Consider the following 11,963-nt stretch of genomic DNA (forward strand, 5'->3'; position numbering starts at 1 on the left):
TGCGGAACGTCTCAGAAAGTGCAGTTCGGAGCCCCTCCGAAGGCGGCGTGGCTCACAGATCACCGGCGGCGGACGCACCGTACGGGGCACCCAGCACACGGCCCCCCTCACCCGTGGGGGCGAGGGGGGCCGTGCGGAGCGCGTTGCGGGGCGTCAGTCGTTGCCGTTGCCCGCGGTCGGCGTCGTCTTCTGGATCTGCAGCAGGAACTCCGCGTTGGACTTCGTCTGCTTCATCTTGTCCAGCAGCAGCTCGATGGCCTGCTGCTGGTCCAGGGCGTGCAGCACCCGGCGCAGCTTCCAGACGATGGCCAGCTCGTCGCTGCCCATCAGGATCTCTTCCTTACGGGTACCGGACGCGTCCACGTCCACCGCGGGGAAGATGCGCTTGTCGGCGAGCTTCCGGTCGAGCTTGAGCTCCATGTTGCCGGTGCCCTTGAACTCCTCGAAGATCACCTCGTCCATCCGCGAGCCGGTCTCGACCAGCGCGGTGGCCAGGATGGTCAGCGAGCCGCCGTCCTCGATGTTGCGCGCCGCACCGAAGAACTTCTTCGGCGGGTAGAGCGCCGTGGAGTCGACACCACCGGACAGGATGCGGCCCGACGCCGGGGCGGCGAGGTTGTACGCACGGCCCAGACGGGTGATCGAGTCCAGCAGGACGACCACGTCGTGGCCCAGTTCCACCAGGCGCTTGGCGCGCTCGATGGCCAGCTCGGCGACGGTGGTGTGGTCCTCGGCCGGGCGGTCGAAGGTCGAGGAGATGACCTCGCCCTTGACCGACCGCTGCATGTCGGTGACCTCTTCGGGACGCTCGTCGACGAGGACGACCATCAGGTGGCACTCGGGGTTGTTGCGGGTGATCGCGTTGGCGACCGCCTGCATGATCATGGTCTTGCCGGTCTTCGGCGGGGCCACGATCAGACCGCGCTGGCCCTTGCCGATCGGCGCGACCAGGTCGATGATCCGGGTCGTCAGGCCGCCCGACTCACCCTCCAGGCGCAGTCGCTCCTGCGGGTAGAGGGGCGTCAGCTTCCCGAACTCCGGCCGTCCGCGGCCCTGTTCGGGCGCCACGCTGTTGACCGTGTCGAGGCGGACCAGCGCGTTGAACTTCTCGCGCCGCTCGCCGTCCTTGGGCTGGCGGACCGCACCGGTGACGTGGTCGCCCTTGCGCAGGCCGTTCTTGCGGACCTGGGCGAGCGAGACGTAGACGTCGTTCGGACCGGGCAGGTAGCCGGAGGTCCGGATGAACGCGTAGTTGTCGAGGATGTCGAGGATGCCCGCGACGGGGATCAGCACGTCGTCCTCGGAGACCTGCGGCTCGTTGCCGAAGTCCTCGCGGCCCCCGCGACGGCCCCGGCGGTCGCGGTAGCGGCCGCGACGGCCGCGCCGGCCGCCCTCGAAGTCGTCGTCGTCATCGCGGCGGTCCCGGCCCTGGCGCTGGCCGCCCTGACCACCCTGGCCGCCGTCGCCGGCGTCACCCTTGCGGCGGTCGCCGCGGTCGCGCTGGCGGCGGTCGCCGCGGTCTCCGCGGTCGCCCTTCTGCCCGCGGTCCTGGCGGTCGCCGCGGTCCTGGCGCTCGCCGGCCTTGCCCGGCCGGCCCTCGCCGGTCTCCTGCGGGGAGACCGCGGTGTCGGTCTTGGCCTCGGCCTTGACCTCGGTCTTCGCCTCGACCTTGGTGTCGGTCTTGAGGTCACCGGCGGTGTCGGGGCTGCCCGCGGCGGCGGTGGCCCGGCGCCGACGGCGCTCGCCGGCCGGCTGCTCGTCGCTGACGGGCTGGCCGGGGATGTCGATCTGCTGCTGGGCGCCGGACTGGTCCGTGGCCTTGCCCGCCTTGGCGCGCTCGGCCTTCTCCGCCTTGGCGGTGGGCTCGGCGGCGTCCTCGCCGGTGCGGGCCTTGGAGGTCGTGCGGCGCTTGGGCTTGGTCTCGGTGGACGCGTCGGTCTTGGCGGCGGTGCCCGAGCCTCCGGCCTGCCGCTCCTTGATGACCTCGATCAGCTGGCTCTTGCGCATCCGCGCGGTGCCCTTGATACCGAGGCCGGAGGCGACCTGCTGCAGCTCTGCCAGGACCATGCCGTCAAGGCCGGTGCCGGAACGGCGGCGCCGCGTCGTTGCAGGAGCGGCGGGAGCGTCCGTGGCGGGCGTGGTGGCACTGCCGTCGGTGCGCGCGCCCATCAGATCGGTGGTGTCGCTCACGAAGGGTCCTTCCCTGGAGCGGGCGTCGGCCTGTCTGGCTCGGCGACCGGTTGTGCTGTCCGGCTGGGTCCCTGTGTCGTGCGGACCGGGCCGGGGCGGTGGTCCCGCCGGAAGTGGCGGAGAAATCAATTCATGACTACGGCGTGAAGAGATGCAGAGTGACTCAAGTCGTCACGCCGATTCCGGAGCATGCTCGCTTCCGCTCAGGCAATTGCTCCAAGCAGTTTGGGAGGCTCCCGGAAGAAAGGTGGTCCCGAATGGGGACACGAAGCACAGCGCCACTGCGGCGTCTCGTACTCACTTGAGGTTAACACTACCGGATCCAACAAACATTCCCCCTCTCAAAGACCGGCAATCGTCGATCACCCGCGTGATCACCCGGCGAGCGGCAGGACACAGGCGCCTGCCGCGTCGAGGGTCAGCCGGTTGGCCGCCCACCCCTCTCCCGCCAGCGCCGCGACCTTCTCGGCCGCCGCGTTCTCGACCAGTGCGAGCACCGTGGGGCCCGCACCGGACACGACCGCGGGGACGCCGTCCGCACGCAGTCGGTTCACCAGGGCCACGCTCTCCGGCATCGCGGGGGCGCGGTATTCCTGGTGGAGTCGGTCCTCGGTCGCGGCGAGCAGCAGCTCGGGGCGCCTGGTCAGGGCCTCGACGAGCAGTGCGGCGCGGCCGGCGTTGGCCGCGGCGTCCACATGCGGGACGGTGCGCGGCAGCAGTCCGCGGGCGGTCTCGGTGAGCACCGGCTTTCCGGGCACGAAGACCACCGGAACGATGGAATCAGCAGGATCCATCCGGATCGCGCGGGCGGATCCGGTGTCCATCCAGGCGAGCGTGAAGCCGCCGAGCAGACAGGCGGCGACGTTGTCGGGGTGACCCTCGATCTCGGTGGCCAGCTCCAGCAGCGCGTCGTCGTCGAGCTTCTGCTCGCCGCCTATCGTCACGGCGCGGGCCGCGACGATGCCCGCGCAGATGGCGGCCGAGGAGGAGCCCAGCCCGCGGCCGTGCGGGATGCGGTTGGCGCAGACGATTTCCAGGCCACGCGGCTGGCCGCCGAGCAGGTCGAAGGCGGTGCGCATCGACCGTACGAGCAGGTGGCTCTCGTCGCGCGGCAGGGTGTCGGCGCCCTCACCTGCGATGTCGATGTGCAGCCCGGAGTCGGCGACGCGCACCACGACATCGTCGTACAGGCCCAGGGAAAGACCCAGGGCATCGAAGCCGGGACCGAGATTGGCGCTGGTTGCGGGGGTGCGCACCCGGACGGCGGCGGCGCGGAACGCGGGACCGGCCATCGCTCGATGACTCTCCTTGATTGATGCTGCGGTACTGCCCCGGAGCGCCGCGGCACCGGAGTGCCCGGCCGGCTTGCCGGCGGCTGTTCTGACGGCCCTGCGCACCACTGCGTTGTGCGGTGGGGAGGGGAGTTGGCTGCCAGCCTATCGAAGGAAGGTTCTGTCGCGACATAGGGCGCACAGGAGGCGCACGATGCGTGTCGCGCGCCATCCTGTGCCTCGATACCGCCTTCGCCGGGCTTTGCAGCCTTTGCACTCTTTGCTGTGCGGGCGGTGGCGGGGCCCGGCCGGCCCCGTCACCGGGGGCCGTACGCGCAGGTCAGCGCGTACGGCCGGACGGGCTAGGCGAGGCCGAGGCGCTCGGCCGCGGCGTCCGCGTCGATCGGGACCGTCACCGGCTGCGGCGCACCGGCCACCGCCCAGTCCGGGTCCTTGAGGCCGTTGCCGGTGACCGTGCAGACGATGCGCTGGCCCGGGTCGACCTTGCCCTCCTCGGCGGCCTTGAGCAGACCGGCCACCGAAGCGGCCGAGGCGGGCTCCACAAAGACGCCCTCCTGCGCGGCCAACAGCCGGTAGGCGGCGAGGATTTGACGGTCGGTCACGGCGTCGATGAAGCCGCCGGACTCGTCCCGGGCGCGCTCCGCGTGCGACCACGAGGCGGGGTTGCCGATGCGGATCGCGGTGGCGATGGTGTGCGGGTCCTTGACGACCTCGCCGCGCACCAGCGGGGCGCTGCCGGACGCCTGGAAGCCCCACATGCGGGGGGTGCGGGTGGCGATGCCGTCCGCCGCGTACTCCTGGTAGCCCTTCCAGTACGCGGTGATGTTGCCGGCGTTGCCGACGGGCAGCACGTGGATGTCCGGCGCGTCGTCGAGCATGTCGACGATTTCGAAGGCGGCGGTCTTCTGGCCCTCGATACGCACCGGATTGACGGAGTTCACAAGTGCGACCGGGTAGTTGTCGGACAGGCCGCGGGCCAGCGTCAGGCAGTCGTCGAAATTCCCGTCGATCTGCAGGATCTTCGCGCCGTGGACCAGCGCCTGGCCCATCTTGCCGAGCGCGATCTTGCCCTGCGGGACGAGCACCGCGCAGACCATGCCGGCCCGGACCGCGTAGGCGGCGGCCGAGGCGGAGGTGTTGCCGGTGGAGGCGCAGATGACGGCCTTGGCGCCCTCCTCCTTGGCGCGCGTGATGGCCATCGTCATCCCGCGGTCCTTGAAGGACCCGGTGGGGTTGGCGCCCTCGACCTTGAGATGCACCTCACAGCCGGTGCGCTCGGAGAGCACCTGGGCCGGGACGAGGGGAGTGCCGCCCTCCCGGAGGGTGACGACCTCGGTCGTGTCGCTGACCGGCAGCCGGTCACGGTATTCCTCGATGATTCCGCGCCACTGACGGCTCGTGGTGGTCACGGTGGAATTCGCAGACATGGGTTCCTTTACTCCCCTTCGACCCGCATGATGCTGGCGACACCGCGGACGGTGTCCAGCTCGCGCAGTGCCCCGACGGTCGACGTGAGGGCCGCGTCGGTCGCCCGGTGGGTGACCACGACGAGGTCCGCCTCTCCGTCCTTGCCCTGCTGACGGACCGTATCGATCGATACGCCGTGTTCGGCGAAGACCGTCGCGACCTGCGCAAGTACGCCGGGCTTGTCGGCCACGTCGAGACTGATGTGGTACCGCGTGACGACCTCGCCCATGGGGCTGACGGGCAACGCGGTGTACGCCGACTCCCCCGGCCCGGTGGCACCGGCGAGCTTGTTGCGGCACACCGCGACGAGGTCGCCGAGGACCGCGGAGGCGGTCGGCGAGCCGCCCGCGCCCGGCCCGTAGAACATGAGCTGGCCGGCCGCGTCGGCCTCGATGAAGACCGCGTTGTACGCCTCGCGGACGGAGGCGAGCGGATGCGTCAGCGGGATCATCGCGGGGTGCACCCGCGCGGTGACCGAGGCACCGTCCGCGGCCCGCTCGCAGATGGCCAGCAGCTTGACGGTGCAGCCCATCCGCCGGGCGGAGGCCATGTCGGCGGCGGTGACCTCCGTCAGGCCCTCGCGGTACACGTCGTCGATGGTGACCCGGGTGTGGAAGGCGATACCGGCCAGGATCGCGGCCTTGGCGGCGGCGTCGAACCCCTCGACGTCGGCGGTCGGATCGGCCTCCGCGTACCCGAGGGCGGTCGCCTCGTCGAGCGCCTCGCTGTAGCCGGCGCCGGTCGAATCCATCTTGTCGAGGATGAAGTTGGTGGTCCCGTTCACGATGCCGAGGACCCGGTTGACCTTGTCGCCGGCCAGCGACTCGCGCAGCGGCCGCACCAGCGGGATCGCGCCCGCGACGGCCGCCTCGTAGTAGAGGTCCGCGCCGTTGGCCTCGGCCGCCGCGTGCAGCGCCGCGCCGTCGGCCGCGACCAGCGCCTTGTTGGCGGAGACCACGCTCGCGCCGTGCTCGAAGGCGGTGGTGATGAGCGTACGGGCCGGCTCGATGCCGCCGATGACCTCGATCACGACGTCGATGTCACCGCGTTTGACCAGCGCGGTCGCATCGGTGGTGACCAGCTCGGCCGGGACGCCGTCGCGCACCCTGTCGGGGCGGCGTACGGCGATCCCGGCGAGCTCGACGGGCGCGCCGATCCGGGCGGCGAGGTCGTCCGCGTGCGTCGTCATGATGCGCGCCACCTCTGAGCCGACAACACCACAGCCCAGGAGCGCCACCTTCAGCGGACGCGTACGCATCATTCGACCTCTGCTTCTCATTGATCAGCGATTCTCAGCTTGCTCATGCACCAGTCTCACGCACCGGACGGCAGATTCCGTCCGTCGTCCGGATGCCGAGACATTTATTTCATCCGGTGCCGGGGCCCGGCGATCCGGCCCTACCCGACATCCAACCGCAGGAGATCTTCCTCCGTCTCACGCCGGACGATCACCCTGGCCTCGCCGTCCTTGACGGTCACGACCGGCGGTCGCAGCGCGTGGTTGTAGTTGTTCGCCATGGCCCGGCAGTACGCCCCGGTGGCCGGCACCGCGAGCAGGTCCCCCGGCGCCACGTCGGACGGCAGGAAGGCGTCGCGGACGACGATGTCGCCGCTCTCGCAGTGCTTGCCGACCACCCGCGAGAGCATCGGCTCGGCGTCGGACGTCCGCGACGCCAGGGCCACGCTGTACTCCGCGTCGTAGAGCGCGGTGCGGATGTTGTCCGACATCCCGCCGTCCACGGACACGTACGTCCGCAGCCCCTCCAGCTCCTTGACCGTGCCCACCTCGTAGAGCGTGAAGGCGGTGGGGCCGACGATCGCCCGGCCCGGCTCGACCGACAGCCGCGGCACGCGCAGCCCGGCGGCGGCGCACTCCTTGCTGACGATCTCGTTCAGCGCCTTGGCGATCTCGTGCGGCTCGCGCGGGTCGTCGTCCGAGGTGTACGCGATGCCGAGGCCGCCGCCGAGGTCGATCTCGGGCAGCTCGATGCCGTGCTCGTCGCGTACGTGGGTCAGCAGCTGCACCACGCGCCGGGCGGACACCTCGAAACCGGCCATGTCGAAGATCTGCGAGCCGATGTGGCTGTGGATGCCGATGAGTTCCAGGCCGTCCAGCTTCAGGGCGCGGCGCACGGCCTCGGCCGCCGGCCCGCCCCCGACCTCCGACTGGGAGGTGCCCCCGGCGAGCGCGATGCCGAACTTCTGGTCCTCGTGCGCGGTCGCGATGAACTCGTGCGTGTGCGCCTCCACACCGACCGTCACCCGGATCTGCACGCGCTGCCGCTTGCCGAGCTTCTCCGCGATGTGGGCGACCCGCACGATCTCCTGGAAGGAGTCGAGCACGATGCGGCCCACCCCGGCCTCGACGGCCCGGGTGATCTCCTCGGTGCTCTTGTTGTTGCCGTGCAGCGCGATCCGCTCGGCGGGCATGCCGGCGTCCAGCGCGGTCGCCAGCTCGCCGCCGGAGCAGACGTCGAGATTCAGTCCCTCCTCGTGCAGCCAGCGCACGACGGCCCGGGACAGGAACGCCTTGCCGGCGTAGAAGACGTCGGCGTCCGGTCCGAAGGCGTCCTTCCAGGACCGGCAGCGGGTCCGGAAGTCGTCCTCGTCCAGGAAGTAGGCCGGGGTGCCGAACTCCTCGGCGAGCGAGGTGACGTCCAGCCCTCCGACGGTGACCACGCCGTCGGCGTTGCGCCGGACCGTACGGGACCAGACGCGCGGGTCAAGGGTGTTGAGGTCGGCGGGCGGCCCGGCGTAGTGCCCCTCGGGCAGCACGTCGGCATGCCGGGGCCCGGCGGGGTGCGCGGAACGACTCATGGCAGTGGAGATCCCCTCAAAATCATCAGAGGTGTTCGGGAGCGGAGATGCCGAGCAGACGCAGGCCGTTGGCGAGCACCGTTCCGGTGGCCTCGGCGAGGGCCAGCCGGGCGCGGTGCACGGCCAAGGGTTTCTGCTCCCCGACGGGCAGCGGCGGACAGTCGTCGTGCCACCGGAAGAACGCGTCCGCGGTCGCCTCCAGGTGCCGCACCAGGCGGTCCGGTGCCCGCAACCGCGCGGCGGCCTCGACGACGGAGGGATGGGTGGCGAGAAGGGTGTGCAGTGCGTGCGCCGAGGCGGGCGCGGGCCGGAACTCCGCACCGCTCCCGGCGGCCGCCGGCGCCCCGACGTCCCCGGGCTCGCCCGTGAACCCGAGATCGCCCGCGTTGCGCACCAGCGCCCGGGTCCGCGCATGGGCGTACTGCACCCGGAACCGCGGGTTGCCCTCCCGCTGCACGGGCCGCTCGGGCACCCGGACCGGATCGTGGGCGGCGGGCCGCAGCAGGATCCACCGGGTCTCGTCGGTACCGAGCCGGGCGGTGAGGGTGGCGAGGTCGTCGGGGACGGGGACGAGCGCGGGGGGTCCGCCGGCCCGGCCGGTCCGCCCGGCCGCCGCCCCGATCCGCTCCAGCGCCTCGCCGACCACGGCCGCGCGGGCACCCGTACCGGGCCGCCCGGCGGAGGCGCGGCCGGTGGCCGGCCAGTCCGCCGCGCTCCGGTCCCCGTACGCCGCCCCCTGCGCCAGCACGTCCCGTACGAGCGCGACCAGCGCCCCGTCGCCCAGCGTGAAGTTCAGAAAACCCGGCCCGGCGATCTCCACACGGTCGATCCCGGCGGTCCCCGCCAGCCGCTTGCGCAGAATCTCGGCGACCTCCCGGGCGGGCCGGCCGGCGGGCTTGGCGAGCTGCAACGCGACGTTGGAGGCGTAGTCCCCGCACCCGGGCCGCGGCGGCGGCTGCACCACGATCCGCGCCGGCACGGGCACGGAGAGCTCTCGCTCCTCGACGGCACCGCGCACGGAGCGCAGGACGGTACGGGAGAGCTCGGCGGGGGTCACGGGACAAGCGTATGGGAGGACAGGGGCATCCACGCGACCCGGTTTCGCTTTATGGACACCCCGGCGACCGGCCGACGGGGGCGCGCAGCGGTGCTCATCCCCCGGGCCGGGCCACCGGCCCCGCGTCCCCTCCCGCGTCGACCATTCCCGCGCCGGCCCGGTCGCTCTCCCCGTCCTCGCCGCCGCCGTCCTTCTCCTGCGCCCCACCCTCGGGCCCGCGCCCCCGCTGCCGGCCCTCACGCACCAGCTTCCCCACGGTCCGCACCAGCTCGGTCGGCTCGAACGGCTTGGCAAGGAACGCGTCCACGCCCACCGTCGCGCCGTTGTCCACCTCGCCCTGGGTGCACGCGCTGACGATGGCGATCGGGATGTCCCACGTCCGCGGGTCGGAGCGCAGCCGCGCCGCGGTGTGCAGACCGTTCAGCCGCGGCATCACGACGTCCAGGGTCACGACGTCCGGTCTCACGTGGTGCACGACGTCCAGACACTCGGCACCATCAGCCGCGGTCACGACCTCGAAGCCCTCCAGCTCGAGGTTGACCCTGATCAACTGCCGGATCACCTTGTTGTCATCGACAACCAGGATCCGACCGGACAAGCCAGGCACACCATGAGACTAGGCGCGCCCCCGCGGCGCCGTCCCGGTTTTACCCACTTCCGCCCCCGTGCGGGGGACCTTTCCCCGACCCCGACCACCACCCGCTCCCCATGCGCTAGGACGCCCCCTGCCGCCCTCCCCCGCCTCGCCCGAAACCTGTTCATGAACACCCCATCAGAGCTGGTAGGGTTCTACCCGTCGCCGCAACAAACAGCGGCAGCGCCCCCGTAGCTCAGGGGATAGAGCAACGGCCTCCGGAGCCGTGTGCGCAGGTTCGAATCCTGCCGGGGGCACTTCGCAGAGATCAGCGTGATCACACCGCTGATCCGCGTGAGTGCCAGAGATGAAGGGCCGGACTCAGTTCTACTGAGTCCGGCCCTTCGTCGTTGTCGCGCACCGGTGTCGTTCTTGCGCACCGGCCGGGACGGCGAACGGCCGGACGGCACACCTCAGCGGCTCGCCGGGGGAAGCCACGGCTGAATTTCGCCGGCCGAGCTCCTCGCCCTTGCGGCGGCCCGGCCGACAATGGAGAGAGCCGAGCATCCGTGCCGGAGTCGGCCGCGCAGGGCGGCACGCGCGAGGAAGGTTGCTCGCGCGACCCGGGGGCGGCAAAAACCTAAGGGGTTCCCATGCATACCGAGACGGGGCTGACCGGTGGCATCACAAAGAGCGGCCAGGGAACTTACGAAGTTCTTGATGTCAGAATGGAACTCGACGACAACACTTGTCGGCAATGGGAAAGCGATCCTCGGGGCACCCTGATTCGTTTCTGGAATCTCAGGGATTCAAGGTCAACGGCATGTCACTGCCGCCCGGAGTCGCCTCGCGCGGCGGGCGAATCATCACCATGAGCCTGATCCACATCAACGAGGGGGACCGGGAATCCCATTACTTCATTGATCATCTTCCGCCGTGAGTCGAAGAGATGCCCGGCTTCCCCTTCAGCTCGTCAGGACACCGCGGGATGCGAGTGGTTCGGGACGGGTCAGCCGTCGAGCCGGACCGGGAGTGACTCGATGCCGTAGACGATCGACAGCTTGCGGAATTCCAGCTCTTCCGGCTTGGCAGCCAGGCGCATGGCGGGGAAGCGGCGGACCAGGGCGGGATAGGCGGCGCGCAGTTCCATCCGGGCGAGTTCGGCGCCCACGCAGCGGTGGATGCCGTAGCCGAAGGCCAGGTGCGAGGGGACGTTGCGGGAGGGGTCGAACTGCTCCATCTCCGGGCCCAGTTTGCCGTCCCGGTCCGCGCCGCTGAGCGAGCAGAGCACCACGTCCCCGGCGGTGATCTGGACCCCGCCGATCTCCAGGTCCTCGCGGGCGAAGCGCGGGAAGGCGACCTGGACGACGGTCAGGTAGCGCAGCAGTTCCTCGACGTAGCGGTCGACGACGTCGTCGCCGTCGTTGAGGGCCGCGAAGTGCTTGGGGTCCTGGAGGAGGACCAGGGCGCCGAGCGCGAGCATGCTGGCGGTGGTCTCGAAACCGCCGGTCAGCACGCCGTCGGCCAGCCCGGCCAGTTCCTCGTCGGAGACCGAGTCGCCGTGTTCCTTGACGATCATGCCGAGCAGTCCGTCGCCCGGGTCCGCCCGCTGCTTCTTGACGATGTCCCGGAAATAGGAGAGCGATTCGGATATGGCTCCGAAGGAGGCGTTGGCGCCGCTGAAGAGATCGAAGCGCGCCGCGCTCAGCCGCTCGAAATCGGCCCGGTCCTCGTAAGGGACGCCCAGGAGTTCGCAAATGACGAGGGAGGGGATGGGCAGCGCGAAGGAGTGGACGATGTCCACCGGTTCGCCGTTCCGGCCCGCCTCTTCCATGGCGTCGAGGCGCTCCTCGACGATCTCGTGGATGCGCGGGGTGAGCCGGCCGAGGCGGCGCATGGTGAATTCGGGGGTGAGGAGCCGGCGGAGGCGGGTGTGAACGGGCGGGTCGGCGAATCCCAGGCCGCCGGGATTCTGTTCGGCGCCGGCACCGGCCTTGCCGACGAGGTTGGTGAAGTCGGAACTGAAGGCATTGGCCTTTCCGAGCACCTGCTTGACCTCGTCGTAGCCGGTGACCAGCCAGACGTTGGCGGCTATCGGCACCGGAAGCTTGCTGATGGGCTCCCGCTCCCGGACGGAAGCCAGCTCACCCACCGGGTTGAGGCCGTCGCGCCGCAAGGGCATCAGGACAGACTCGGGCAAGAAAGACATTCGAGACAGGTCGAAGCCTTTCCTCTGGGTTCTCGCCAGATACATACGGCCGGCCCAGGCGAGGATCCGGGAACGGAGGGTCGTCATGACGCTCATACTGCCTTTCGTCGAGGGGGGACGGTCACCCGCGCTCGGCGGCCCTGGGCTGCCGGGACAACACGGGACCTCCACTCGGCGTGCACGGGTGTGACGTACGCCATAGCCCCTCGCTCGCGGTGGTCATGGCACGCGTCCACGCCATCGACCGGTGTCTTCGGTCGTCCGCAGCAGCGTGACGAGCTCGGCCTTCTTCTATTCGGTCTGGAAGAGTTTACAAACTGCCATTGGCCGCGTTCACGGAACAACCCGCTACGGCCC

General features: G+C 70.7%; 9 protein-coding genes and 1 tRNA gene. 2 read left to right on the forward strand and 8 right to left on the reverse strand.

Annotated features, from left to right (window positions below; translation table 11 throughout):
- Positions 1–153: 153 nt before the first annotated feature.
- The 7 genes from rho to SL103_RS29175 form a co-directional block, all read right to left on the reverse strand.
- Positions 154–2,190 carry a transcription termination factor Rho gene (gene rho / locus SL103_RS29145; RefSeq protein WP_069571967.1) on the reverse strand — a complete coding sequence of 679 codons (2,037 nt, stop codon included), beginning with the start codon at positions 2,188–2,190 and terminating at the stop codon, positions 154–156.
- Positions 2,191–2,564: 374 nt separating this feature from the next.
- A complete protein-coding gene (gene thrB / locus SL103_RS29150) occupies positions 2,565–3,482 on the reverse strand; it encodes a homoserine kinase (RefSeq protein WP_069571968.1) in 918 nt (305 codons plus the stop codon).
- A gap of 341 nt (positions 3,483–3,823) precedes the next feature.
- Entirely contained in the window at positions 3,824–4,909 is a 1,086-nt protein-coding gene (gene thrC, locus SL103_RS29155) for a threonine synthase (RefSeq protein WP_069571969.1), read from the reverse strand.
- Between the two features lie 8 nt (positions 4,910–4,917).
- Complete coding sequence (locus SL103_RS29160) at positions 4,918–6,210, reverse strand: homoserine dehydrogenase (RefSeq protein WP_069571970.1); 1,293 nt, start codon at positions 6,208–6,210, stop codon at positions 4,918–4,920.
- Positions 6,211–6,347: 137 nt separating this feature from the next.
- Positions 6,348–7,766, reverse strand: coding sequence for a diaminopimelate decarboxylase (lysA, locus tag SL103_RS29165; protein WP_069571971.1), 1,419 nt, complete (start codon positions 7,764–7,766; stop codon positions 6,348–6,350).
- Between the two features lie 25 nt (positions 7,767–7,791).
- Entirely contained in the window at positions 7,792–8,823 is a 1,032-nt protein-coding gene (gene nrtL / locus SL103_RS29170; protein ID WP_069571972.1) for an ArgS-related anticodon-binding protein NrtL, read from the reverse strand.
- A 94-nt stretch (positions 8,824–8,917) separates the two neighbouring features.
- On the reverse strand, positions 8,918–9,421 hold the full coding sequence (locus SL103_RS29175; RefSeq protein WP_069571973.1) for a response regulator: 504 nt from the start codon (positions 9,419–9,421) through the stop codon (positions 8,918–8,920).
- A gap of 221 nt (positions 9,422–9,642) precedes the next feature.
- On the opposite strand from SL103_RS29175, the gene SL103_RS29180 reads away from it, so the two are divergent.
- Together SL103_RS29180 and SL103_RS38085 are read left to right on the forward strand one after the other, a co-directional pair.
- Positions 9,643–9,714, forward strand: a tRNA-Arg gene (locus tag SL103_RS29180).
- A gap of 440 nt (positions 9,715–10,154) precedes the next feature.
- Complete coding sequence (locus tag SL103_RS38085) at positions 10,155–10,337, forward strand: hypothetical protein (protein WP_164492908.1); 183 nt, start codon at positions 10,155–10,157, stop codon at positions 10,335–10,337.
- 69 nt (positions 10,338–10,406) lie between these two features.
- On the opposite strand, the gene SL103_RS29185 is transcribed toward SL103_RS38085, so the two are convergent.
- Positions 10,407–11,702: a cytochrome P450 gene (locus SL103_RS29185; protein WP_208869981.1), complete on the reverse strand. Its 1,296-nt coding sequence runs from the start codon at positions 11,700–11,702 to the stop codon at positions 10,407–10,409.
- Positions 11,703–11,963: the final 261 nt, after the last annotated feature.

The sequence above is a fragment of the Streptomyces lydicus genome (genome assembly GCF_001729485.1).
Taxonomy (GTDB): Bacteria; Actinomycetota; Actinomycetes; order Streptomycetales; family Streptomycetaceae; genus Streptomyces; species Streptomyces lydicus_D.

Coding starts and splice junctions, on each gene's coding strand:
- thrC (WP_069571969.1), bottom strand. CDS start 4,909: ATGTCTGCGAATTCCACCGTGACCACCACGAGCCGTCAGTGGCGCGGA.
- SL103_RS38085 (WP_164492908.1), top strand. CDS start 10,155: ATGGGAAAGCGATCCTCGGGGCACCCTGATTCGTTTCTGGAATCTCAG.
- thrB (WP_069571968.1), bottom strand. CDS start 3,482: ATGGCCGGTCCCGCGTTCCGCGCCGCCGCCGTCCGGGTGCGCACCCCC.
- SL103_RS29160 (WP_069571970.1), bottom strand. CDS start 6,210: ATGATGCGTACGCGTCCGCTGAAGGTGGCGCTCCTGGGCTGTGGTGTT.
- SL103_RS29185 (WP_208869981.1), bottom strand. CDS start 11,702: ATGAGCGTCATGACGACCCTCCGTTCCCGGATCCTCGCCTGGGCCGGC.
- lysA (WP_069571971.1), bottom strand. CDS start 7,766: ATGAGTCGTTCCGCGCACCCCGCCGGGCCCCGGCATGCCGACGTGCTG.